Raw genomic sequence first — 25229 nt, forward strand, 5'->3', positions numbered from 1 at the left:
GGCCCCGCAGGCCCCGGCCGGTGTGGGGGGTCCACGGGGGGGGGGCCCCCGGTAGGGGGGGGGGGTTCGGGGCGGCCAACCCGCACCCGGGTTGGGGGGGGGGGGGGGGGGGGGGGCCCGGCCGGGGAGCGGGCGTGGCGCCGCCCCGGTGCGGGGCGGCGCCACGGTCATCGACGGGAAGCGGTGCGGGTCAGGCGGTGTGGCCGGCCGCCGAGCGGCGGCGCAGCACGATCGTGCCCACGCCCGCCAGCAGGACGGTGCCGACCGCCGAACCGGCCAGCACGGCGGTGCTGCTGTCGTCGCCGGTGACGGGACGCTCGCCCGCGGCGACGCCTCCGCGCGGCGCGACCACCGTCGGCGCTGCTTCCTCGGGCGCGGGCGCCGGGGCTTCGCCTGCCGCGACGCCGCCGCGCGGGGCAGCGGCCGGTGCGGCCTTCTCCGGGGCGGGCGCGGTCTTGCCGCGCTCGGGGGACGGTGCGGCCGCGGCGGGCGCCGACGGCGCCGGCTTCGGCGCGGTGTCGGCGGAGGCCGCGGCGGCCGGGACCAGTACCGCGCCGGCCGCGACGGCGGCGAGCACGGCGCCACGCAGCGTGCGGCGGAAGGTGAAAGCGGTCATACGGATTGCTCCATTCCCTACTCGGCCCCGTGACGGTCCCGGATGCCGGTTCGCACCGGGAGCGGGGCATGCCGCCAGGCTGGCGCGGAGATATGAAGAAGCTGTCAGATCGCTGTGGTCATCCCATCAGGGGGCGTTGCGGGCAGCCGGAGAACGAATGCCGATCCCTCGCCCTCGGTGCTGGCGGCACCCACCGTGCCCCCGTGGGCCTCGACCAGTTTGCGGACGATGGCCAGGCCCAGACCGCTTCCGCCCGTGCGGCGGCTGCGGGACTTCTCCGCGCGCCAGAACCGGTCGAAGACATGGGGGAGAGCCGCGGCCGGGATGCCGGAGCCGGTGTCCGCCACCTCGATCAGCACCGCCCCGCCGTCCTCGTCGCAGGCGCAGGCGCAGGCGCTCAGCGTGACCCGGCCGCCCTCCGGCGTGTGCCGTACGGCGTTGGACACCAGGTTGCCCACCACCTGCCGGAGCCGGACCGGGTCGGCGCACAGCTCCGGACCCGGAGAGGGGGCCGCGACGACGAGCGTGACGCCCGCGTTCTCCGCCCGCGCCTGGTGGGCGGCGGCCACCTGGCCCAACAGCTCCCGGACCTCGACGGTCTCCGGATGCAGACGCAGCGCCCCGGCGTCGGCCTCCGCCAGGTCCTGGAGGTCGTCGATGATGTGCTGGAGCAGCACGGCTTCCTCCAGCAGCGAGGAGACGAACGCCGGGTCGGGGTCGGCGAGTCCGTCCTGCGCGGCCTCCAGCCAGCCCCGGATGTTGCTCAGCGGGGTGCGCAGCTCATGGGCGACGTCGCTCACCATGGCCTTGCGCTGCTCCTCCAGCCGCGCCCGGTGCGCGGACATGTCGTTGAACGCCGCCGCCAGCCGCGCGACCTCGTCGTCCCCCGTGACGGGCACCGAAGCGGGCTCCTCCCCGTCCCGCATCCGCTGCGCCGCCCCGGTCAGCGCGTGCAGCGGACGCACCAGCCGGGCCCCGGCGAACACCGAGGCGCCCACGGTGAGGGCGAGCACGAGTGCCGCCGCACCGGCGATCCGGGCGGTGTTGGCGGGGGAGAGGTCGAAACCGGTCAGGGTCGCGCCCCCCTCGTCGCCGATGAAGAGGAGGGCGGGGGAGGCCACGTACGAACTGAGCTGTTCGCTGCGCGCCGTGCCCACACAGGACGCGATGGCCCGGTCGTTCTCCCCGGTGCGCTCCGGGCCCTCGGCCGAGGGCCCGGCCTCCCGCGGAGGGGCGTCACCCGGGGCGGGCGCCGGCCGCGGGGCCACCGGCCCGGGCGTGCTCGGCACGACCACCGGGACCGGATCGCCCCACGACAGATCGTTGTTCAGCCGTACGCCCTCGCGGCCCTGCCGCTTCAGGCAGGCGTCGGCCAGCTCGGTGAGCGCGTCGAGCGCCTTCCGCTCCGAACGCGTGGGCGTGTCCAGCTCCGCGAGGTCGCAGCGGGTGCCCAGCGCGCGCTCGGGGTCGTTGCCCACGACCTGCACCCGAGGGCGGCCGCTGGCGCCGACCACCACGTCGGAGGCGATCCCGGCCCGGTTCAGGCACTCCACCTGGATGTCGGCCTTGTGCCGCAACGCCGCGCTGTCGGCCGCCGACAGGCGGAACGGCCCCACCGCCCGGGGGTCGATCCGGTCGGCCGCCGCGCTCTGCCCGTCAGGGCCGCGCGCCGCCAGGACGGTGTCCACGGACAACGGGTCCACCACGGCGGACGCCTGCGGCGGAAGCGCCGGGGCGTTCGCCCCGGTGGCGGAGTCGGCGAGGGGCTGCCGGCTCTGCGTGGTCAGCGCGACCCGGCGGCCCGACTCCCGGGCCAGCTCCCGCACCGTGGCGCCGACCCCGTCCCAGGTCGGGTTCCGTGCCGCGTATTCCAGCAGGGTGTCGTAGATCCGGGCGTCCGCGGTGAGGTTCTGCCCCTGCTCCTGCTTGATCGCGCCCGAGGTGGTCTGGACGGCGATCCAGGCGGTGGCCGCCACCGAGCACGCGGCCACCAGGGCCGAGACGGCGAGCAGCCGTCCGAGCAGGCTCCGCCGCAACGGCACCCGTGCCCGCCCCGCCGCCCGCCGCCCCTCACGTCCGCCATGACCGGCCGGGACGTCGCGGCCCCGCCCCCCGCCGGCCTCGCCGTGACCGTCCCCGGTCCCCGCCCCGGCCCCACCGCTGCCGTGGCCCGCCGCCCGTGCCCTACGCACGCCGGCCGGTCCTGGCCGGGTCGGTCAGCTTGTAGCCGACGCCGAAGACGGTGAGCAGCCGTTCCGGCCGTCTCGGGGCCCGCTCGATCTTCTTGCGCAGGTTCATCACGTGCACGTCGACGGTCCGGGCGCTGATGTAGCGGTCGAACCCGTGCAGTTCCTCCAGCAGCCGCTGCCGGCTGAACACCCGGTCCGGGCCCGCCGCCAGGGCCGCCAGGATGCGGAACTCCCCCGGCGTGCACTCCACCGTCCCACCGTCCACGGACACCTCGTGCCGCTCCGGATCGACCACCAGGGCGCCGACACGCAGGACGGGGTCCTCGGCCGCCGGCTCCGGAGAGGGCGGCCGCCGGGTACGCCGCAGCAGGGTGCGGACGCGGGCCATCAGCTCGCGCGGGCTGTACGGCTTGGTCATGTAGTCGTCGGCCCCGAGGTCGAGACCGAGCAGCAGATCGTCCTCGGTCGAGCGCGCGGTCAGCATCAGCACCGGCAGCTCCCGGCCCTCGGCCCGCAGCACCCGCACCACGTCCAGGCCGTCGGTGCGGGGCATCATCACATCGAGGACGAGCAGATCGGGTTCCCGCTGCCGGACGGCGTCGAGCGCGGCCCGGCCGTCGCCCACGATCCGTACGGTGTGACCCTCCCGTTCCAGATAGCGGCGTACCAGCTCGGCCTGTTTCCCGTCGTCCTCGGCGACCATGACGTCTGCGCACACGCCCCCGATCGTAGAGCGGCGGGACTACAGTGCGAGACCGGGGCGGGTTCCGGCACAGCGGGAGCCCGGAAGGGAACCGGCACGTCCGCCCGCGCGAGGGCGGCCGCACCGGTGGAAGGAGACGGGTTGAACAGCCTCGGTACCGACGGCGGCGGAACGGCGTACAACACGGTGTCGGGGGACGCCGTCATCGTCGGGCCCGTCCTGATGGCGCAGCACATCGAGGGCCTGCGGCTGCCGGAGAGGGCCCCCGACGCCCCGCCGAGCCAGGGGCCCCCGCCCAGCCGGGTGTTCGTCAACCGGACGAAGGAACTCGCCGGTCTGCGGGACGCGGCCGTGGCCCTGGCCGGCGAACCGGAGCCCGGAACACTGCTCGTGGTCGGCGTCGGCGGGGTCGGCAAGACGCAACTCGTCGCCCAGAGCGTGAGACGGGAGCTGAAGCAGATCTTCCCGGACGGGCAGCTCTACGTCGATCTGGAGGATCTGCGGCGCGACGGCGTCGTCGATCTCGCCGCCGTCCTCGGCCGGTTCCTGCGCGCCCTGGGGGTCAGCAAGGACTATGTGCCCGCCGGGCTCGCCGAGTGCACGGCCCTCTTCCGCAGCGTCGCCGCAGGCAAACGCCTCCTCGTGATGGCGGACAACGTCCAGCACGCCCCGGAGGCGCGGGCGCTCGTGCCGCCGAGCGGGCTGCTCGTGGTGATCGGCCGACGGGCCCTGCCGTCGCTGCTGATGGACGGGGCCGTGCTGATCGGCGTCGACCCGCTCGACGAGGCGGCGGGGACGGAGTTGGTGCGCCGCTGGCATGCCGACGCCGACGAGAGCACGGCCGCCGACGTCGTACGGCTGTGCGCCGGGCATCCGCTGGCCCTGCGGGCCGCGGTGGAGTGGCTGGCGGCGCGACCGCACCTGACCCTCGACGACGTGGTACGCGACCTGGCGGCCGCCGGACGGTACGGAACAGGCGGCGGGCCGGGCGCCGGGGGCGGCGACGGCGGACGGGAGGCGAGGGCAGCGGCCATGGGCGCGAGCGAGGGAGCTCAGGGGAGCGGGGACGGTGTGGGCGAAGCGGTCGACACGGTGCTGGACTCGGTGCTCGCCGAGGTGTCCGAGCACACCCGGCGGCTCTACGACCTGCTCGGCGCCCTTCCCGGCACGACGGCGACCACGGATCTGCTGCGCGCCGCGGGCGCCGTCCGGGTCGACGAGGCGCTCGGTGAACTCGTCTCGTCGCGGCTCGCGGTCCTGGTGGAGTCGCCGGACCGCCCCCGGCGCTGCCGGTTGCACGATGTGGTCCGCGCCCACGCCCGGCTGCGCGCACGGGCGACGACCGAGGACGGGCGGCGGTCGGTCCTGCGGCTCGTCGTGGGCTTCTACCGGGACGCGGCGGCCCACGCGGACGCGCTGGTGCTCGGCGACCGCTTCAGGATCCAACCGCCACCGGACCGGACCCTGGCCGAACTCTCCGCGAAGGAACCGCTGTTCGTCGGACGGTCCGACGCGCTGGACTGGCTGGACGCCGAACGTGTCAACCTGGAGCACGTGATCCGCACCGCGGCGGAGCAGGGGTGGCACGAGGACGTGTGGCGGTTGTGCGAGTCGCTGTGGTCGCTCTACCACAGCCGCAAACACCTCGCGGACTGCGTCGCCACCGGCGCGCTGGGGGTCGAGGCGGCCCGGCACGAGGCCCGCCCCGATGTGGAGGTCCGGATGCTGAACCAGGTGGCCCGTGCCGCGTACGAACTGGGCGACCTCGACGGCGCGGACGCGGAACTGGCCGCCGCCACCGAGCTGTTGGGCCTGGTCGCGGACCCCCGGCTGAGCGGTGTGGTGTGGGAGACCCGCGGCCTGATCGCCCTGGCCCGTGACCGGGCGGACGAGGCCCGCCAACTTTTCGAACGGGCGCTGGAGGCCAACCGCGCGGTGCCGGACCCGCACGGCGTCGTCGTGCAGAGCTACAACGTCGGGCAGGCGCTGGTGGCCGGAGGGCGATGGGACGAGGCGCTCGACGTCCTGGACGCCGCGGCCGGGGCCGCCCGGGCCACCGGCGACGATCCGATGCTGCCGAGGATCGAGCTGGTACGGGCACGCGCCCTGGGCGGGCGCGGCGAACTGGACCGGGCGGTGGCGGCGGCCGTCGCGGCGGCCGACGGGGCGGCGGAGCTGAGGCAGCTGGCCAAGTTCGACCAGGCGCTCGCGCTGCTCGCCTCGCTGGCCGGACGGGCGGAGGAGGAATCCCTGCGGGCCGCGTACGAGGAGAAGCTGCGGACGTTGCGGCAGGCGATGGGGTTGAGGCCGCCGGCCGTCACGGACTGAGCCGGGCCCCCCGCGGCCTGCCTCCCGTCTCCCCTCTTCCCTCTCCCGTCTCCTGCCCCGCCCGGCCCCAAGGCCCCTTCCGGCCCCGCCCTGTTCCCTCCCCCTCTTCCCGGAGCCATGTTGTCCTCGGTGTCATCACTGCTGAGCCGCCCCTCCAACTGGTTCCGTCGAGCCGGCCGGCCGGGCCCGTCCCGCTGGAACACCTGGGGCCCGCCGAGGGCCGAGGTGCTCGGAGTGGCCCGGACGCTCACGTCCGCCACGCGGGTGGTGGACGTGATGCATCTGCTGCGGAGCGAGGACGGGATCGAGAAGTACTACACGGTCAATCCGGGATCGGCGTTCGCGGACGGGCTCGACTCCTACCTGTCCGGCCTCGGCATCCACGTGCTGAGCTGGGAGGAGGCGATTCGCCGCTCGTTCGATCTGGCCGTGAGCTGTTCGGTGCATCCGACGATGCGCCGGCTCGACGCCCCGCTGATGGTGCTGCCGCACGGCGCCGGGTACAACCGTCTCGTCACCGAGTCGACCGGGGAGGCCGCCGCCCCCGCCGGACTGTCGCGCCGGGAGCTGATGTGGCGCGGAAAGGTGGTGCCGAAGGCGATCGGCGTCTCCCATCCGGGGCAGATCGACCGGCTCACCGAGATCTGCCCCGAGGCGGTTCCCTACGCCGTGCCCGTCGGCGACTGGTGCTTCCAGCGCATCACCGCGAGCATGTCCCACCGGGACCGGTACCGTGTGCGGCTCGGCGCGGTCGACGGGCGGAGGCTGGTCGTCATCCACTCCACCTGGAGCGAGCACTCGCTGCTCGGGCGCCACCCGGAGCTGCCGCTGCGGCTGGTCACCTCGCTCCCGGCCGACGAGTTCGCCGTCGCGGCCGTCTTCCACCCCAACGTGTGGGCCCGGCACACCCGTGCCGGAGTGCTGGAGCGGCTCGGGGCCGCGATGGACGCCGGACTCATGATCATCCCGCCGCAGGAGGGCTGGCGGGCCGCGGTGGTGGCCAGCGACTGGGTGGTCGGCGACCACGGCAGTACGTCCTTCTACTCGGCCGCCGCGGACCGCGTCACGCTGCTCGCGGCCACCGGCCTGGACGAGCTGGACCCGCTCTCGCCCGCCGCCGCGTTCGGCCGGGAGGCGCCGCGCCTGGACCCCGAGGGGGACGTCCACGCCCAGCTGCTGGATGCGGCGGCCCGGCACGACCCGGCGGTGCTGCGGCCCGTGGTCGACGGGCAGCTCGCCTCGGTCGACACCTCCGGGGAGGTGACACGGGCCCGGATGTACGCGTTCCTCGCCGGGCGCGGGGTCCGGGCGCCGGAGGAGGCGCCGCGACCCGTCCCCGTACCGGCGCCCGAACCGGTGCGCCGGGCGGCGGTCACCGCGTACGACGTGACGGGCGCCCACGACGGGCGGGGCGGTGTCGAGGTCCAGCGGCGGCCTCTCGTCGCGGGCCACCACACCCGGGCCCTCGGCTTCTACGCCGTCACCACCGAGGAGAACCATCCGCATTGGCCGGACGCCGCGGAGGTGCTGGCCCGTACGGTCGAGGACGCGGAGGTGGCCGCGCTCGACTGGATCGCGGACGCCGCCCTGCGGTACGAGAACCTCAACGTCCTGGTCGCCCGGCTGGACGAGACCCGCTGCCTCGTCCGGCTGCGCGGCGGACGGAAGTGGGAGGCCCGCGCCGAACGCGCCTGGGGCGCCCGCCGCCCCCCCGCTCGACCCGGTGCTCCTGGGGGCGGCCGTCAACCTGTGGCTGACCGATCCGGAACGGACGAATGACCTGGGCGACGGGCTGACGCTGCGCACCGGCGAGAGGAGCGTCCGGGTGGTCTTCACCCCGCCGGGCGCGTCCCGTACGTGATCACGCGCGGGACGCCCCCCGGCCCCCAGCGCCGCCGCCCCGACCACCGACGTCTGATTCGGGCAGGAGAGCTGACGCCCATGACCGGCACATTCCTCACCGATCTCCCGTACGCCCAGGACGCCTGGGCGGCGATCGCCCTGTCCGGCGAATCGAACGTCACCACCGCGCCCGCCGTACGCGCCCGCGCCCTGGAACTCATCGCGGCCGGACATCCCGGCCCGGTCGCCGACCTGGCGGGCGTCACCTTCTGCGACGCCTCAGGGCTGGGCGCCCTCCCCGGTGTCCGGCGCCGCGCCAAGGACGCCGACGGCCCCCTGGCCCGGGCAGCCATCGCCGAACGGCCGGCCCGCCCGCTCGGCGTCACCGGGATGGGCACCTGCCTGCCCGCCCGCGCCAGCACCGGGACCGTGCTCATGGCACGCCAGGACAACCGCTTCACCGCCTGAAAACCCTTCAGGGGAGCCGGCTCCGCCGGGCCGGCCCGACCCGGGGCGGCTGTCCGGCGGAGCCGGTGGTGGACGGCGCCGTACCGGGTCACGGTGTGCCGGAGACCAGTCCGACCCGGTAGGCGAGGACGACGGCCTGGACGCGGTCGCGCAGGCCGAGTTTGGCCAGGATGCGCGACACGTAGGTTTTGACGGTTTCGGGCGTGATGAACAGGGCGGCGGCGATCTCCGCGTTGGACAGCCCCTCGGCGATCAGCTGGAGCACTTCCAGTTCACGGGGGGTCAGCGCCTGCACGATGTCCTGCCTGGCCGGCCGGGAGATGTCGGCCGGCCTCACATGCTGGGCGAAAGCGCCGATGAGGTGGCGGGTGACGGCGGGGGCGAGCAGGGCCTCGCCCCGTGCGACGGTACGGATACCGTTGACCAGCTCCGCCGGAGGCGCGTCCTTGAGGAGAAAGCCGCTCGCTCCGGCGCGCAGCGCGTCGTAGACGTAGGCGTCGACGTTGAACGTGGTCACCACCAGCACCTTCGGCGCGTTCTCGCTGTCGGGACCGGCGAGCTGCCGGGTCGCCCGGATGCCGTCGAGCAGCGGCATCCGGATGTCCATCACGACCACGTCGGGCCGCAGCCGGCGCGCGGCCGCGACCGCTTCATGACCGTTCTCGGCCTCCGCAACGACCTCCATGTCGGGCTGGGCGGAGAAGATGGTGACATAGCCGGTCCGCACCAGCGCCTGGTCGTCGCAGACGAGTACACGGATCGCAGGCGGCGTGTGGCTCAAGGGGGTCACTCCTGAAAGGGCTGGGACGGAATCGTGGCACGGACCTCGAACCCGCCTTCGGGCCGCGGTCCGGACGTCAGTTCACCATCGAGCATCCGCACACGGGTGCGCAGCCCGGCCAGTCCCCGTCCGCCGCCGGCGCCCGGCTTCCGCGCCACCGGAGCGACAGTCGGCCCGTCGGTGGTCACCACGATCTCGATGTGGTCGTCGCCGTACCCGAGCAGGACCCGGGTCGGCTCCCCGTGGGCGTACTTCGTGGCGTTGGTGAGCGCCTCCTGCGCGACCCGGTAGGCGGCCAGTTCCACGTCCACGCCCTGGGGCCGCCGCTCGCCCCGCTCGTCGAACTCGACCGGCTGGCCCGACCTGCGGGCCTGCTCGACCAGGTCCCCCACCTGGCCGAGGGCGGGGGCCCGGCCCGCACCGGTCGGCTCCGCGGACGCCGCCTCGCCGGTCGCCTCCAGGACACCGAGCAGGTACCTCAGTTCCCTCAGCGCCCTGCGGCCGGTGTCGCTCACCGCGGTCAGCCCTTCACCGACGCGTTCCGGCGCGGACGTGAGCAGGTACTGCGCCGCGTCGGCCTGGACCACCATGGCCGTCACGTGGTGGGTGACCACGTCGTGCAACTCGCGGGCGATGCGCGCCCGCTCGGCGGCCGTGGCCACCTCGGCGGCCAGGTGCCTGCGCTCCGTCTCCTCCCTCCGCCGCGTACGCACCGTGCTCCCCACGAGCCACGCCGCCGCCAGAGCCAGCGAGAAGGCGAGATAGTCCGGAATGCCGTTCGGTGAGCCGGCACGGTGCAGGACGACGGCCAGCACCGCGTAACCCGCACCCGCCGCGACGACCAGGCCGGCGCGGCACCGGACCTGGTGGGCGCCGGCGGAGTACAGGGCCAGGTACAACCCGACGCTCGCGAACGTCGTGGCGAAGCCCAGAGCCTGGTGCACAGCGAACGCGGCCGCGACGACGGCCAGGCACGCCGCGGGCCATCTGCGGCGGACGGTCAGGGGTGCGGTCTGGGCGAGAGCCAGCCCGCCGCTCAGCACACTCGGCGCCCGCTCGGGCAGGTCGCCGATCTGCGCCCCGACCTGGGAGAGGGGCGGAACGAAAGCCAGCAGGGTCAGCGTCAGGGCGAGGACGCCGTCCGTGACGAGCGCATCCCGCTCCCGCCACCGGTCGAGCGACGCCCGGAGCAGCGGGAGGCTCCCGCTGCTCCGCGGTTCCTGAAGAGGCATCACTGCGGTTTCCTCCAGTCGGCCTGTCTCAGCGGTCCGCGCGTCGACGAGGCCTGATGTCACCGTTGCGGTGGGCGCGCACGAGCATCGTGGCGGCGATGGCCACTCCGATGAGGACGGGCATGATCGACGCCTCCAGGCCGAAGCCGCCGCCGGTCAACAGTGCGGAGCCGTGGACGTCGACGGTGAACAGGCCCTCGGGGACGTGCCCGGAGACGGGGATGCCGAGCAGCTGCTCCGTGGTGTTCCAGGCGAAGTGCAGCCCGACGACGAACCAGATGCTACGCCGCCACAGGAACGCGGCTCCGAGCAGGGCGCCCGCCTCCAGAGCGATCGCCAGTCCGCTCCAAGCGTTCGCACCCTCGGCACCCAGGTGGGCGACGCCGAAGAACAGCGAGGTGACCACGATGGCGGCCCGGCTGCCCCACAGCTGTTCGAGGGCCTGCAGGGCGAGACCGCGGAACAACAGCTCCTCGGTGACCGCGGCGCCGATCTGGAGCGCGATCGTCGTCCACAGGACCGACATGACGCCGTCGCCCGCCCAGGCGAACGAATAGCCTCCGAACGCCGTGATCAGCAGGGCGGAGACAAGGATGAAGCCCAGCCCGATCGCACCGCCGAGCAGCGCCTCCCTCCCTGCTCCGGACCGGGCGATCTCCGGCGTCGCACGTCGGGCCACGCGGCGCATGACATACCAGTACACAGCCACCGCGGCGGCCGCGCCCACCACCGGCACGGGCCCGGGCCGGGTGGCCGTCAGCCCCGCGACCACTCCGACGCCGACCATCCCCGTCAGCATCCAGCCCAGCGGGGAACGCACGATCCGGCCGAAACGGCCGCCGTCCCCCTCTCGGCCCTCCTCCGGGTCGGACCCTGCGCTCTGTCGTACGGCGGATTTCGTGCCCATGGCGGCCTCCCGTGCGGTGGGCCACTCCTGCGGTGACCTGACAGCCACGCTAGGAGGCCGCAGGCGCTCGCGAATCCCCCGCGCATGGACAGTTCGGGTAGCTCTCACGGGGGACACCCGGAATGCGCGGGGAGCACGCCACCGTCCCTCCGGCGTGGTCCAGCGCAAGGAATGCGCCGGCGCGGGGCCGGCTCGTCGTGGGCGAACACCGCAGGCCCCGGCGGCCCGGTGTCCCCCGTGCGAGCTACGTTTTTTCGTCCTCTCCGGGGTGACGTGCCCTCCGATCGTCTCTTGTTGACTCGCATCGTCAACCCAACGGCCGGGCAAGGCCGATCAGGCCGGCAGTCGAGGACCACACCATGTCTACGAAGTCCAGTCCCGCTCAGCCGTCCCGTCTCCGCGGAAGCCGCCGGATCGTCGCGACGCTGCTGGTGTCCACACTGGTGGGAGGCGTACTGGCCGGGTGTTCTGCCGGCGCCGACGACGCGCGGCCGGATGCCATCGCGTGGGGCGAGTGCCCACCCGCAGCCGAGAGGCAAACCCGTGACCAGGACCTGGAGTGTGGGACGTTGGAGGTACCACTCGACTACCAGGACCCGGACGGCGAGAAGATCGACGTGGCGGTCTCCCGGCTGTCCACCGCCCTGCCCGAAAAGCGGCGCGGCGTCCTGCTGCTGAATCCCGGCGGACCGGCCGTGGGCGGTCTGGGCATGCCCGAGACCATGGCGTCCGTACTGCCGAAGTCGGTGCTGGACCGCTATGACCTGATCGGTTTCGACCCGCGCGGCGTCGAGCACAGCACCCCGCAGAGCTGCGGTCTGCGGGATCCCAGCGTGCCCGGGCTCTTCCCCTATCCCGCCGCGGACGGCTCGATCGCGAAGAACGCGGCGCACGCCGAGGCCGTGGCCGAGCGGTGTGCCGAGAAGACGGGCAAGGACCTGCGGTACTACAACACCGCCAACACCGCACGCGACATGGACCGCATCCGGCAGGCGCTCGGCGAGAGGAAGATCTCCTACTGGGGCCAGTCCTACGGCACCTACCTCGGCGCGGTGTACCGCTCCCTCTTCCAGGGCCGCACCGACCGGATGGTCCTGGAGAGCAACGTCGACCCCGCCAAGGTGTGGGCCGGCCAGGTCGCGGACACCTGGGGCAAGGGCATGGCCGACCGGTTCCCCGACGCCGCCCGCGTCGCAGCGGCACAGGCAGACACCCTCGAACTGGGCACGGACGTGGCGGAGGTGACCCGCACCTACCTCACCCTCGCCGACCGGCTCGACCGCAGCCCGGCGCGGCTTCCCGGCGTATCGATGCCGCTGGACGGGGCGATGCTGCGCAACGTGACCTACGCCCTGCTTCTGAAGAACGAGACCCTTCCCGTGCTCGTCCACTTCTGGAAGGCCGCCGAGAACCTGTCCCACGGCAGCGTCACGGCCGCCGACACCAAGGTCCTCCAGCAGGCGTTCGCCGCTCGGGCGCCGTCCGCGGAGGTTCCGGCGGACAACCAGGCCACCCTGTTCCTGGCCCTTACCTGCGGCGACGCCGCGTGGCCGGAGGGCACCGACGGCTACGCCGCCCGCCACGCCGCCGACCGCGAGAAGTGGCCGCTCACCGCGGGCATGCCCGCCAACATCTGGGCGTGCGCCTTTTGGGACAAGCCGGTCGAGCCGGCGGTCGAGGTCGTGGAGGGCGGATCGCGCGACACCCTGATCCTGCAGAACCGCCGGGACCACGCCACTCCGTGGGAAAGCGGCGTCGGGCTGCACCAGGCGCTCGGCAAGGGTTCCGCCTACGTCGGCGTCGACAACGGCGGGCACTACGTCTACGGGCAGGGTTCCGCCTGCGCCGACCAGGCGGCCGTCGGCTTCCTGAGCACCGGCCGGCTGCCGGACAAGGACCTCTACTGCACCGATGTCACCGGGAAGTAGTGGCCGCGGTGCGGTCGGCCCCGGGCAGCAGGGACGCGCGGTGAGCCCGCGCCGCGGCGGCCATGTCGTCGAGCGTGGACCGGGCGCGCAGAAGTCCTTCGATCTGCGCGGTGATCCGCTCGCGCTCGTGGGCCAGCCGTTCGAGCGCGGCGTCGGAGTTGTGCACGCTTGGGGAGTCGGTGCAGGGCAGGAGTCCGGCGATGGTGCGGCTGGAGAGGTTCGCCGCGTACAGCCCCTGGATGAAGTGGACGCGGTCCACGTCGTGTTCGGTGTACCGGCGCTGCCCGCCCGGGGTACGGGTACTGCTGAGCAGTCCTTGCTGCTCGTAATAGCGCAATGACCGCACGCTCACCCCGGCGAGGTCCGCCAACTCCCCGATCCGCATGGACGACTCCGTTCCTGCGCCCCGCCACGACACTCCCTGTGACGCACCTCACGGCAGTCTGCGGCGCTCCTCGCTTGAATCTGACATTGGCGTCAGGTTCTACCGTACATGTGTGCCCCGGCAATCGGAGCGCCCCTGCACGTGAGGAGAACCCCCATGCCGTCCCTGTTCAGCGGCTACCGTCTCGGCGGCCTCTCGCTGCCCAACCGGACCGTCATGGCCCCCATGGGCCGCGTCCGGGCCGCAGCCGGCGGTCTGGCGACCCCCTCGATGGCCACCTATTACGCGCAGCGCGCCACGGCCGGCCTGATCATCACCGAGGGCATCCAGCCCAGCCTCATCGGCCAGTCCAATCCAGGGACGCCCGGTCTGCACACCGACGAGCAGCGGGACTCCTGGCGGCAGGTGACCGAGGCCGTCCACGTCAACGGCGGACGCGTCTTCGCCCAGATCATGCACGGCGGCCGGGTCTCGCATCCGGAGACCACGGGGTTCCAGCCGGTCGGTCCCTCGGCCGTGGCCGGGGCGGGCAGCGTCTTCACACCGAGTGGCCCCCGGCCGATGCCTGTGCCGCGCGCCCTGCCGACGGACGAGGTCGCCGATCACGTCCACTCCTACGCGCACGCCGCCCGCCGGGCCGTCGACGCGGGTTTCGACGGCGTCGAACTGCACGGTGCCAACGGCTACCTGATCTCCCAGTTCCTCTCCTCCAACGCCAACCTGCGCGACGACCGCTACGGCGGCTCGATCGCCCACCGCATACGCTTCGCCGTCGAGGCGGCCGCCGCCACCGTCGAGGCCGTGGGCGCCACCCGCACCGGCATCCGACTGTCGCCCGGAGGTGGCATCTGGGACGCGGTCGAGGACGACGCCGTCGAGCTGAACACCGCCCTGCTGACCGAACTGGCCCGCCTCGACCTCGCCTATGTGCACCTGGAGGGCACCGCCGACGAGGACACCCTCCTCCGGCTCAGGCACGCCTGGCCCGGCACCCTGGTCGTCAGCCCCACCATGCCCGGCGGAGCCAAGCGGACCGGCAAGTCCGAAGCCGACCACTGGCTGGGGCTCGGCGCCGACCTGATCGCCTTCGGCCGCGCCTTCCTCGCCAACCCCGACCTCGTCGAACGCCTGCGCACCGGCCTGCCCCTCGCGCCCGTCGACGAGGACACCTTCTACCAGGGCGGCGACGACGGGTACATCACCTACCCGTCGTACCGGCACACCGCCTGACCCGCTCCCGGCGGGAGACCCCCCGTTCCGCCTCGCCGAGCCCCGCCACGGCACCGGCCCGCCTCCCCTTCTCCGGCCGCCGAGCCCCGGCAGACGTATCCCCGGGTAAGAAGGCAGCGGAAGACCTTGTCGCGGGGCTGTCGGCCTCAAGCCGGACAGCCCCCTCTTCATCAGCGGACCCGCCCGCGTTCCCGAGATCCGGTGTCCCCACCGGCCCGGTGAACCTCGTTGCCGCCGGGATTTCAGCAGAGGGCCGCACGCTGTCACCCGGGGGAGTGGCTCGCGGGCGTACGGCCTCGTCAGGGCTCCTGTGCCGGGAGCCTTCCTGACACGATCGGTGCCGATTCCCGTCCGGGAGCATCACGCGAACCCGCCGGTCGTGGGCAGTTCACCGAGAAGGGGTGCGCGCCGCCGCCTTCGTCAGGGAAGCGCGTCCGCACAGCCGTCCGAAAGGCGACCATGACGTCATCGAGCACCTCTGCACCGGCCAACACTGCCGGCCCCGGCGGCACCACCCTCGTCTACGGCAAGGGCGCCGGGGCACAGCCCGGCCACGTCCTGCGGGTCTATGCCGATCTACGGTGCCCCTTCTGCAAAAGCATGGAGCGAGGTCTCGGCCCGGTCATGGAGAAGCTGGCCGAGGAGGGCCGCGTCACCCTCGAGTACCAGTTCGCCACGTTCATCGACGGCGGAGCCGGCGGCACCGGGTCGCTGTGCGCGCTGAGCGCCGTGGGAGCGGCGTCCGACGCGGGCGCGGCGACCGCCCTGCGCTATATCCGCTCCCTGTTCGCCTCTCAACCCGCCGAGGACGACGACGCCTTCGCCGACACCGGCGTCCTGCTGCGCCTGGCCGAGGAGGTGGACGGACTGCGCGGTCCCGACTTCGACCGCAAGGTGACCGAGGGCTTCTACATCCCCTGGGCCCGTCGTGTCTCGGCGGCCTTCGAGGCCAGTGGTGTCACGGGTACACCCACCGTGCTCTTCGACGGCCGCCCCGTCACCGTCATCAACCCCATGGGCTACGCGGTGACCCCCGAAGCGTTCCTCGCCGAACTGAACCTGGACTGACGCATCCGCTGGGTTCCGTCGGGATCCTCCGTACTCAGCTCGCGTTCTCCCGCACACCGGTCCAGGCGTGGCCGGGCCCGGCCTCCAACGCCAAGGCGGCACCGTGGCGTTGACGACCGGGCGCCGGCCACGTGCGAGCCGCCCCGGGCTCGGGCTTACTGAGGGGTTCATTCTAAAACGATCAGTTATGCGCAAAGTTGGGCAGATCTCGTAGGGGAGAGGTCGGAAGACGAAGCCGTACCGTTCGAAGTTCGGGCGGGAATGAGCGCGAACAGCTCCCGTATTCACGCAACCTCCTTATAGTGGAGCCGCGTTGATCGTAAGGTCCCAACGCGCGAAGCCGCTGCCACTGGAGTCCGTACGATGACGCACCCCTCGTCCGCCACGCCCTCGTCCGTGGCCGGCGGCGGCTGCCCCGTGGGCGCCGCGGGGGCGGTCGCGCTCGGCGGGCCCGGCTTCCCCACCGAACCGCAGGAGCTCTACCGGCGGATGCGGCGCGATCACGGACCCGTCGTCCCGGTCGAGCTGCCCGGCGGCGTCCCCGCCTGGCTGGTGATCGGCTACCGGGAACTCCACCAGGTCACCAGCGACGGCGAGTTGTTCCCCCGGGACGTCTCCCTGTGGAACCAGTGGGAGAACATCCCCGCCGACTGGCCGCTCCTGCCCATGGTGGGGACGCCCATGCCGTCCATCTACTTCACCGCCGGGGCCGAGCACCGCCGCCACGCCGACATGGTCGTCCCCGCGCTCGAAGCGGTGGATCCCTTCGAAATCAGGCAGCACTGCGAGCAGTTGGCCGATCGGCTCATCGACGCCGTGTGTATGCGGGGAACCGCCGACCTCATCGCCGAGTACGCCGAGCCGCTGCCCGTCCTCGTCCTCGCCCGGCTCGTCGGCTTCCCCGACGAGGAGGGGGCCGACATCGCCCGGGTGCTGAAGGACCTCGCAGACGGCGGCCCCGGGGCCCAGAAGGCGCACCAGCGCTTCGGCGAGCACATGCACCGGCTCGTCGCCGCCAAGCGGGAGCGGCCCGGGGACGACGTGACCTCCCGCATGCTCGCCCACCCCGGACCGTTCACCGACGAGGAGTACGCGCTCGACCTGATGGCCGTCACGGCTGCCGGGCACCTGACCACCGCCGACTGGATCGGCAACTCCACCCGGCTGATGCTCACCGAGGACCAGTTCGCCGACGCCCTCGCCGGCGGCCGGCACAGCGTCGCCGAAGCCATGAACGAGGTGCTGTGGGAGGAGGGCCCCACCCAGATCCTGGCCGGGCGCTGGGCGGCGCGCGACGCCCGGCTCGGCGGGCGGGACATCGCGCGCGGCGACATGCTGCTCCTCGGGCTCGGCGCGGCCAACGCCGACCCGCACATCCGGCAGCAGGTCTCCGCCTCCGTCGTCCGCTCCGGGCACGGGGGCAACAGCGCGCACCTGGCGTTCAGCCACGGCGAGTACCGCTGCCCCTTCCCGGCCCAGGAGATCGCCGAGACCATCGCCCGTACCGGGATCGAGGTGCTGATGGACCGGCTGCCCGACCTCGAACTGTCCGTTCCCGCGACCGAACTGGTCCGCCGCCCGTCCGCCTTCCTGCGCGGCACGATCGCGCTGCCCGTCCGCTTCACGCCCGTACGTACGACAGGAGACGCGTTGTGAACTGCCCGCACACGGCCGCCGCGCCGGCCGACCGGAACGCCGGGGCCGTCGCCATCGACCCCCTGGTCCGGGACCTCGACGGGGAGACCGCGCGGCTGCGCGACGCCGGCGTCCTCGCCCGGATCGACCTGCTCGGCGTGCCCGCGTGGACGGTCACCCGGCATGCGGAGGCCCGGCGACTCCTGGTCGACCAGCGGCTGGTGAAGGACATCGACGCCTGGGAGCCGTGGCGGAGCGGGGTGGTGACACGTGCATGGCCGCTCATCGGCATGATCGACGCGGGCCGCTCGATGTTCACCGTCGACGGGGCCGAGCACCGGCGGCTGCGCACCAAGACCTCCCAGGCGCTCACGCCGCGCAGGCTGGAGGCGATCCGCCCCGCCATCGAGGAGTTCACCGGGGAGCTGCTGGACCGCCTGGAGGCGGGCCGGGACGAGAACGGGGTCGTCGACCTCAAGGCGGTCTTCGCCCAGCCGCTTCCCATGAAGGTGGTCGGCATGCTGATGGGCGTCGACGAGTCCCGGCACGCCATGCTGACCCGGCAGTACAAGGCGTTCTTCTCCATGCTCACCCCGCAGGACGAACGCCTCGCCCTGCTCGCGGAGTTGGACGTCTTCTACACCGATCTCGTACGGGAGAAGGCCGCCCGGCCCACGGACGACCTCACCAGCGCGCTGATCCTGGCGGAGGAGGGCGGCGAGCCGCTCACCGAGGAGGAGGTGGTGGGCAACCTCAAGGCCATGGTCGCCGCCGGGCACGAGACCACCATCGGACTGGTCCTCAACGCCGTGCGCGCTCTCCTCTCCCACCCCGACCAGCTGCGCATGGTGCTCGACGGGGAGGCCGGCTGGGACGCGGTGATCGAGGAGACGCTGCGCTGGGACACCCCCACCACCCATCTGCTGATGCGGTTCGCCACCGAGGACATCGCCGTCGGCGGCGAGGTGATCCGCAAGGGCGAGGGCGTCGTCGTCTCCTACCGGGCCATCGGACGGGACACCGGGCAGCACGGTCCCGACGCCGACGCCTTCGACATCACCCGGCCCACCCGCAACCGGCACATGACGTTCGGCCACGGCCCGCACATCTGCCCCGGCGCGGCCCTGTCGCGCGTCGAGGCGGGGATCGCACTGCCCGCCCTGTTCGGACGCTTCCCCGGGCTGCGCCTCGCCGTCCCGGACGCGGAGATCACCAAGCTCCCGGTGATGACGCAGAACGACATAGCCGCCTTCCCCGTCCTCCTGGACTGACGGCGGGCGGCGGTCGAGGCCGACACGGCCTGGTTCACCACCGTGCACGCCGCCGCCCCCGGTTCCGACCGCGCCCCGGACCTGGTGCTCCGCTCGCGGACCGGCCCCCGATGGCCGGTCCGCGAGCGGAGCCGGCCGTGCCTCCGGGCCCTTCCCGCCGAGGCCGCCCCACGTGAGGCACGTCACTCTGCGTGAAATTCTCGGCATGGATTTCGCCATACCGGGGAGGGGTCCAGGTCGCTGGTGCGGCCGTACCCGGCTCACCGCGCACCGTGCCCCCGCCGAACCGGAGGGGGCATTTCAGGCACGGAAGGCGAAAACACCATGGCGGCGCTCACTACCATCCACATCGACGGCACCTGGCGGGCCGCCGGATCAGGCGCCACGCGCGAGGTCATCGACCCCGCCGACGCCACGGTCCTGGCCGTCGTCGCGGAAGGCGGAGCGGAGGACGCCGACGCGGCGATCGCGGCGGCGCGGCGCGCCTTCGACGACGGCCCCTGGCCGCACAAGCCCGTCGCCGAGCGGGCCGCCCTGCTGCGCCGGGTCGCCGACCTGCTCCAGCGGGACCGCGAGGAGATCGCGATCACCGAGAGCCGCGACACCGGCAAGACCCTCGAAGAGGGCCGGGTCGACGTGGACGACGTGACCAACGCCTTCCGGTACTTCGCCGACCTCGTGATGAACGAGAGCGGCGGCCGGGTCGTCGATGCGGGCGACCCCGACGTCCACAGCATCGTCGTCCACGAGCCGGTCGGCGTCTGCGCGCTCATCGCCCCCTGGAACTACCCGCTCCTCCAGGCCAGCTGGAAGATCGCCCCCGCGCTCGCCGCCGGCAACACCTTCGTCCTCAAGCCCAGCGAGGTCACTCCGCTCTCCACCGTCCACCTGGTCAAGCTGCTCGCCGAGGCCGGACTCCCCGACGGTGCGGCCAACCTGGTCACCGGAGCCGGCGACCCGGTGGGCGCCCGCTTCGCCGAGCACCCGGACGTCGACCTGGTCTCCTTCACCGGCGGCCTCGCCAGCGGTACGAAGGTGGCCCGGGCCGCCGCGCCGACCGTGAAGAAGGTCGCCCTGGAGCTGGGCGGCAAGAACCCCAACGTGGTCTTCGCCGACGCCTGCGCCACCGACGAGGGCTTCGACACCGCCGTCGACCAGGCGCTGAACGCCGCGTTCTTCCACAGCGGCCAGGTCTGCTCCGCCGGGGCCCGCCTGATCGTCCAGGACACCGTCAGCGAGCGGTTCGTCACCGAGCTGGCCCGCCGCGCCGACGCCATCCGCCTCGGCCGGGGCACCCTCGACGGCGTCGAGTGCGGCCCCCTCGTCTCCGCCCAGCAGCTCGCCAAGGTCGAGGCGTACGTCGCCTCCGCCCGCGCGGAGGGCGCGATCGTCCGGGCGGGCGGGAAGCGCCCCGAACCCAGCGACGTACGGCCCGCAGGCGGCTACTTCTACCGGCCGACCGTCCTCGACGGCTGCCACCGGGGGATGACGGTGGTCCGCGAGGAGACCTTCGGCCCGATTCTCACCGTCGAGACCTTCCGTACCGAGGAAGAGGCCATCACCCTGGCCAACGACACCGACTACGGCCTCGCGGGCGCCGTCTGGACGGCCGACGCCGGACGGGCCCGCCGGGTCGCCGGACGGCTGCGCCACGGCACCGTCTGGATCAACGACTACCACCCCTACCTCCCGCAGGCCGAGTGGGGCGGCTTCGGGAAGTCCGGCACCGGCCGCGAGCTCGGCCCGACCGGGCTGGCGGAGTACCGCGAGTCCAAGCACATCTACCAGAACCTCAACCCGCGCCCCCAGCGGTGGTTCGCCGGCTGACGCCTGCGGGGGCCCCGCACCGGTACGGCCACCGGGGCCCCGCCCGGCTGTTCGCAGCACCACGCACACGCACGAACCTTGCAGAAGGAGCAGTGACCGATGCCCTCCACCCCTCGCAGCACCGCGGCCCCCGACCCCGGAAGCCCCGTCTCCGACTACGTGATCGTCGGCGGCGGCACCGCCGGGTCGGTCATCGCCTCCCGGCTCGCCGAGGACCCCGGCACCACCGTCACGGTCATCGAGGGCGGCCCCACCGACATCGACCGGGACGACGTGCTGACGCTGCGCCGCTGGCTCGGTCTGCTCGGCGGCGACCTCGACTACGACTACCCCACCACCGAGCAGCCGCGCGGCAACTCCCACATCCGCCACAGCCGCGCCCGGGTCCTCGGCGGCTGCTCCTCGCACAACACGCTGATCAGCTTCAAGCCGCTGCCCGGGGACTGGGACGAGTGGGCCGAGGCGGGCGCGGAGGGCTGGGACGCCGCAGCGATGGACCCGTACTTCGCCAAGCTGCGCAACAACATCGTCCCGGTCGACGAGAAGGACCGCAACGCCATCGCCCGCGACTTCGTCGACGCCGCCCGGCAGGCGGCCGGGGTGCCGCGCGTGGACAGCTTCAACCGCGAGCCGTTCCACGAGGGCGTCGGCTTCTTCGACCTCGCCTACCACCCCGAGGACAACAAGCGCTCCTCCGCCTCGGTCGCCTACCTCCACCCGCATATCGAGGCCGGCGACCGCCCCAACCTCCGCATCCTCCTGGAGACCTGGGCCTACCGCCTGGAGTTCGACGGCACCCGCGCCACCGGCGTCCACGTCCGGAGAGCGGACGGCGAGGAGATCCTGCTGCGCGCCGCCCGCGAGGTCGTCGTCTGCGCGGGCGCCGTGGACACGCCCCGGCTGCTCCTGCACTCCGGGATAGGCCCGCGCGAGGACCTGGCCGCGCTCGGCATCGAGGTCCGCCACGACCTCCCGGGCGTCGGCGAGAACCTGCTCGACCACCCCGAGTCCGTCATCGTCTGGGAGACCGACGGGCCCATCCCGGAGAACTCCGCGATGGACTCCGACGCGGGACTCTTCGTCCGCCGCGACCCCGGATCCCGGGGCCCGGACCTGATGTTCCACTTCTACCAGATCCCGTTCACCGACAACCCCGAACGGCTCGGCTACGAGAAGCCCGAGCACGGGGTGTCGATGACCCCGAACATCCCCAAGCCGCGCAGCCGGGGCCGCCTCTACCTCACCAGCGCCGACCCCCAGGTCAAACCCGCCCTGGACTTCCGGTACTTCACCGACGAGGACGACCACGACGGCCGCACCCTGGTCGACGGCATCAAGCTCGCCCGCGAGATCGCCGCCACCGAACCGCTGGCCCACTGGCTCAAGCGCGAGGTCTGCCCGGGGCCGGAGATCACCTCGGACGAGGACATCAGCGAGTACGCCCGCAAGGTCGCCCACACCGTCTACCACCCGGCCGGCACCTGCAGGATGGGCGCGGCCGACGACCAGAAGGCCGTGGTGGACCCGCAGTTGCGCATCCGGGGCCTCGACGGCATCCGGATCGCCGACGCCTCCGTCTTCCCGACGATGCCCGCCGTCAACCCGATGATCGGCGTCCTCATGGTCGGCGAGAAGTGCGCCGAACTCCTCACGGGCCGGGCGGGCGACACCGCCCCGGTCACTGGTACCAGCACCGGAGGCGATGCCCGATGACCGCAACCCAGGCCCCCGAGGCCGCAGTCGGGGCCGCCGAGGACGCCGTGTTCTCCGTGCGCAACCTCTGGAAGGTCTTCGGCCCCGGGGCCGAGCGCGTCCCCGGCGGCGAGCACGCCGCGCTCCCGCCCGCCGAACTGCGCGAGGCCACCGGCTGCACCGCCGCCGTCCGCGACGTCTCCTTCGACGTCCGCAAGGGCGAGGTGTTCGTCGTCATGGGCCTCTCCGGCTCCGGCAAGTCCACCCTCGTCCGCTGCCTCACCCGGCTGATCGAGCCCACCAGCGGCACCCTCGCCATCGACGGCGAGGACGTCCTCGCGATGGACCGCTCCCGGCTGCGCGAACTGCGCCGCCACCGAGCCGCGATGGTCTTCCAGCACTTCGGACTCCTCCCGCACCGCTCGGTGTTGGACAACGTCGCCTACGGCCTGGAGATCCAGGGGCTCGGCAAGGCCGAACGCCGCGCCAAAGCCGCCGAGTTGGTGGCCAAGGTCGGTCTCGCGGGCATGGAGGACCGCCGGCCCTCGCAGCTCTCCGGCGGCCAGCAGCAGCGTGTCGGGCTCGCCCGCGCACTCGCCGTCGACCCGTCCGTCCTCCTCTTCGACGAACCGTTCAGCGCGCTGGACCCGCTGATCCGCCGCGAGATGCAGGACGAGGTGGTCCGGCTGCACCGCGAGGAGGGCCGCACCATGGTCTTCATCACCCACGACCTCAGCGAGGCCCTGCGCCTGGGCACCCGGATCGCGTTGATGCGCGACGGCGGCATCGTCCAGCTCGGCACCCCCGAGGAGATCGTGGGCTCGCCGGCCGACGACTACGTACGCGCGTTCGTCCGCGACGTACCGCGCGAGCAGGTCCTCACCGTCGCCACCGCCATGCGCCCCGCACTCGCCGGGGAGAGCGGGCGCGGACCGGCCGTGCGGCCCGAGGCCACCGTCTCCGAAGCGATCGAAGCGGTCTCCCGCTCCGGCGACCCCGCCGCCCGCGTGATGGACGGCGGCCGCCTCGTCGGCGTCGTCGACCGCGCTCGGCTGCTCGACGTCGTCGCCGGAACGACCGGACCCGCCGCGGCGGCCCCGGACCCCGACGTACCGGACGGCCCCCGCGAGGTGACCGTCTGATGGCCACCGCCCGGGCCACCCCGTCCCGCCCCGCCGCCCCGGGCACCCGCCGGGGACCGCTGGCGCTCCTCCGCGATCACCCCGCCGCCGCGAAGCTCCTGCTGCTCGCGCTCGTCGCCGCCGTCGCCGTCCCCCTCGTGCACGGCCGCTGGGGCGGCGGGATCTGGCCCGCCGCGCTGACCGCCGACCTCTCGGGACCGCTCGGCGACGTCACCGACTGGATCGTCTCCCACCGCGACAGCCACCCCCTGTTCCTCTACTTCTTCGGCCACATCAGCAACGCCGTGGTGCTCTCCGTCCGCGGTGTCTACCTGGCGCTCCTGGCCCTCGGCTGGGCCGGGGTCACCGTGTTCGCCGCCGCCGTCGCCTGGCGCGTCGCGGGGCTCCGGCTCGCGCTGACCGCGGCCGCCTCGTTCCTGGTCTGCGGACTGCTCGGCATGTGGGTGCCGACCATGCAGACGCTCGCGCTGATGACCGTCGCCGTCCTCGCCTCCGTCGCCCTGGGGCTGCTCCTCGGCCTGGCGGCCGGTCTCTCGGACCGCGTCTTCCGCACCCTGCGCCCCGTCCTGGACACCATGCAGGTGCTGCCCGCCTTCGCGTACCTGCTCCCGGTGGTGCTGGTGTTCGGCATCGGCGTCCCCGGAGCCGTCCTCGCCACCGTCGTGTACGCGGCCCCGCCGATGGCCCGGCTCACCGCGCTCGGCCTGCGCGGCGCGGACGCCGGCGTCATGGAGGCCGTCGCCTCGCTCGGCGCCACCGGCCGCCAGCGGCTCCTGAGCGCCCGGCTCCCGCTGGCCCGCAAGGAACTCCTCCTCGGCCTCAACCAGACCATCATGATGGCCCTCTCCATGGCCGTCATCGCCTCCGTGATCGGCGCGGGCGGCCTCGGCGACCGCGTCTACCAGGCGCTGTCCTCCGTGGACGTCGGCGCGGCGCTCGCCGCCGGCATCCCGATCGTCCTGCTCGCCGTCGTCCTGGACCGTACGACGGAGGCGGCCGGCCGCCGCATCGGCGCCGAGCCCACCGGACCGGCCCTGCTGCGCGGGTGGCGCGGCTGGACCCTGGCCGCCGCGGCCACCGCGGCCGTCGCCGCCGCCGGACGGGCCGCCGACGGCCGGGTCTGGCCCGACGACATGACCGTGGCCATCGCCGGACCGGTCAACACCGCCAAGGACTGGATGGTCGACCACCTCTACACCGGGGTGCCCGTCGTCGGCGGCACCGCCGACCTCGCCTCCCACTTCACCAGCGGCGTCCTCAACCCGCTGCGCGGCGGGCTCACCGGACTGCCCTGGTGGTCGGTGCTGCTGATCGTCGCCGCCCTCGCCTGGACCATCGGCACCTGGCGCACCGCCGCGACCGCCGTCCTCGCCATGGCCGCGATCGGCGTCCTCGGCGTGTGGGAGCCCTCCATGGACACCCTCAGCCAGGTGCTCGCCGCCGTCGCGGTCACCCTGGCCATCGGCTTCGGCACCGCCGTCGCGACGGCTCGCAGCCAACGGCTGGAGCGGCTGCTGCGCCCGGTCCTGGACGTCTTCCAGACCCTGCCGCAGTTCGTCTACCTGATCCCCGTCGTCGCCCTCTTCGGCGTCGGGCGCGCCCCCGCGGCCGCGGCCGCCGTCGTCTACGCGCTGCCCGCCGTCATCCGCATCACCACCCAGGGGCTGCGGGGCGTCGACCCGGCGGCGATGGAGTGCGCCCGCTCGCTCGGCGCGACCCCCGGCCAGCAACTGCGCCAGGTCCAGATCCCGCTGGCCAGGCCCTCCCTGCTGCTCGCCGTCAACCAGGCGGTCGTCCTGGTCCTCGCCGTCGTCATCATCGGCGGACTCGTCGGCTCCGGGGCCCTCGGTTACGACGTCGTCCTCGGCCTCGCCCAGGGCGACCTGGCCACCGGCCTCGTCGCCGGAGCGGCGATCGTCTGCCTCGGCCTGGTGCTCGACCGGGTCACCCAGCCCACCACCCGCCGCCAGCGACAGGAGAGCTGA

Annotated in this window: 18 protein-coding genes and 1 pseudogene; 12 read left to right on the forward strand and 7 right to left on the reverse strand. The window is 73.5% G+C overall.

Annotation, left to right across the window (positions count from 1 at the left end; genetic code table 11):
• Positions 1-190 precede the first annotated feature (190 nt).
• The 3 genes from ACH4K1_RS30885 to ACH4K1_RS30895 all read right to left on the reverse strand — a co-directional run bounded on the left by ACH4K1_RS30885 (position 191) and on the right by ACH4K1_RS30895 (position 3508).
• Positions 191-616, reverse strand: coding sequence for a hypothetical protein (locus ACH4K1_RS30885; protein ID WP_398092841.1), 426 nt, complete (start codon positions 614-616; stop codon positions 191-193).
• 104 nt (positions 617-720) lie between these two features.
• A complete protein-coding gene (locus ACH4K1_RS30890) occupies positions 721-2652 on the reverse strand; it encodes a sensor histidine kinase (protein WP_398092901.1) in 1932 nt (643 codons plus the stop codon).
• Positions 2653-2800: 148 nt separating this feature from the next.
• A complete protein-coding gene (locus tag ACH4K1_RS30895; protein ID WP_398092902.1) occupies positions 2801-3508 on the reverse strand; it encodes a response regulator transcription factor in 708 nt (235 codons plus the stop codon).
• Positions 3509-3649: 141 nt separating this feature from the next.
• Here ACH4K1_RS30895 and ACH4K1_RS30900 point away from each other — a divergent pair, with 141 nt between their 5' ends.
• The 3 genes and pseudogenes from ACH4K1_RS30900 to ACH4K1_RS30910 all read left to right on the forward strand — a co-directional run bounded on the left by ACH4K1_RS30900 (position 3650) and on the right by ACH4K1_RS30910 (position 8146).
• Positions 3650-5836 (forward strand): regulator, encoded by a 2187-nt coding sequence (locus ACH4K1_RS30900; protein ID WP_398092842.1) that lies wholly within the window; start codon positions 3650-3652, stop codon positions 5834-5836.
• Between the two features lie 117 nt (positions 5837-5953).
• Positions 5954-7697 (forward strand): annotated as a pseudogene (locus ACH4K1_RS30905) (hypothetical protein).
• An 80-nt stretch (positions 7698-7777) separates the two neighbouring features.
• The gene (locus tag ACH4K1_RS30910) at positions 7778-8146 is read left to right on the forward strand and encodes an STAS domain-containing protein (protein ID WP_398092843.1); all 369 of its coding nucleotides are present in this window, start codon (positions 7778-7780) and stop codon (positions 8144-8146) included.
• Positions 8147-8234: 88 nt separating this feature from the next.
• On the opposite strand, the gene ACH4K1_RS30915 is transcribed toward ACH4K1_RS30910, so the two are convergent.
• From ACH4K1_RS30915 to ACH4K1_RS30925, 3 genes are read right to left on the reverse strand one after another with little or no spacing between them, the layout of a single operon-like run.
• Complete coding sequence (locus ACH4K1_RS30915) at positions 8235-8927, reverse strand: response regulator (RefSeq protein WP_398092844.1); 693 nt, start codon at positions 8925-8927, stop codon at positions 8235-8237.
• Between the two features lie 5 nt (positions 8928-8932).
• Positions 8933-10159, reverse strand: a complete 1227-nt coding sequence (locus ACH4K1_RS30920; protein WP_398092845.1) for a sensor histidine kinase — start codon at positions 10157-10159, stop codon at positions 8933-8935.
• A gap of 28 nt (positions 10160-10187) precedes the next feature.
• Positions 10188-11066, reverse strand: coding sequence for a lysostaphin resistance A-like protein (locus tag ACH4K1_RS30925; RefSeq protein WP_398092846.1), 879 nt, complete (start codon positions 11064-11066; stop codon positions 10188-10190).
• Between the two features lie 569 nt (positions 11067-11635).
• On the opposite strand from ACH4K1_RS30925, the gene ACH4K1_RS30930 reads away from it, so the two are divergent.
• On the forward strand, positions 11636-12994 hold the full coding sequence (locus ACH4K1_RS30930; protein WP_398092847.1) for an alpha/beta hydrolase: 1359 nt from the start codon (positions 11636-11638) through the stop codon (positions 12992-12994).
• On the opposite strand, the gene ACH4K1_RS30935 is transcribed toward ACH4K1_RS30930, so the two are convergent.
• Entirely contained in the window at positions 12981-13379 is a 399-nt protein-coding gene (locus tag ACH4K1_RS30935; RefSeq protein WP_398092848.1) for a MerR family transcriptional regulator, read from the reverse strand. The two genes, ACH4K1_RS30930 and ACH4K1_RS30935, sit on opposite strands and share 14 nt — an antisense overlap.
• Positions 13380-13535: 156 nt before the next feature.
• On the opposite strand from ACH4K1_RS30935, the gene ACH4K1_RS30940 reads away from it, so the two are divergent.
• The 8 genes from ACH4K1_RS30940 to ACH4K1_RS30975 all read left to right on the forward strand — a co-directional run bounded on the left by ACH4K1_RS30940 (position 13536) and on the right by ACH4K1_RS30975 (position 25229).
• Positions 13536-14609, forward strand: coding sequence for an alkene reductase (locus tag ACH4K1_RS30940; protein ID WP_398092849.1), 1074 nt, complete (start codon positions 13536-13538; stop codon positions 14607-14609).
• Positions 14610-15068: 459 nt separating this feature from the next.
• Positions 15069-15677: a DsbA family protein gene (locus ACH4K1_RS30945; RefSeq protein ID WP_398092850.1), complete on the forward strand. Its 609-nt coding sequence runs from the start codon at positions 15069-15071 to the stop codon at positions 15675-15677.
• Positions 15678-16040: 363 nt separating this feature from the next.
• Positions 16041-17333, forward strand: a complete 1293-nt coding sequence (locus tag ACH4K1_RS30950) for a cytochrome P450 (protein WP_398092851.1) — start codon at positions 16041-16043, stop codon at positions 17331-17333.
• A complete protein-coding gene (locus ACH4K1_RS30955) occupies positions 17330-18583 on the forward strand; it encodes a cytochrome P450 (protein WP_398092852.1) in 1254 nt (417 codons plus the stop codon). The genes ACH4K1_RS30950 and ACH4K1_RS30955 overlap by 4 nt, the downstream gene beginning before the upstream one ends.
• A 324-nt stretch (positions 18584-18907) precedes the next feature.
• Positions 18908-20410: an aldehyde dehydrogenase family protein gene (locus ACH4K1_RS30960; RefSeq protein WP_398092853.1), complete on the forward strand. Its 1503-nt coding sequence runs from the start codon at positions 18908-18910 to the stop codon at positions 20408-20410.
• A gap of 99 nt (positions 20411-20509) precedes the next feature.
• Positions 20510-22123: a GMC family oxidoreductase gene (locus ACH4K1_RS30965; protein WP_398092854.1), complete on the forward strand. Its 1614-nt coding sequence runs from the start codon at positions 20510-20512 to the stop codon at positions 22121-22123.
• Positions 22120-23244: a glycine betaine/L-proline ABC transporter ATP-binding protein gene (locus ACH4K1_RS30970; protein ID WP_398092855.1), complete on the forward strand. Its 1125-nt coding sequence runs from the start codon at positions 22120-22122 to the stop codon at positions 23242-23244. Before ACH4K1_RS30965 ends, ACH4K1_RS30970 begins: the two co-directional genes overlap by 4 nt.
• Positions 23244-25229 carry an ABC transporter permease gene (locus ACH4K1_RS30975; RefSeq protein WP_398092856.1) on the forward strand — a complete coding sequence of 662 codons (1986 nt, stop codon included), beginning with the start codon at positions 23244-23246 and terminating at the stop codon, positions 25227-25229. Before ACH4K1_RS30970 ends, ACH4K1_RS30975 begins: the two co-directional genes overlap by 1 nt.

The organism is Streptomyces sp. NPDC017448, from assembly GCF_044330565.1.
Taxonomy (GTDB): domain Bacteria; phylum Actinomycetota; class Actinomycetes; order Streptomycetales; family Streptomycetaceae; genus Streptomyces.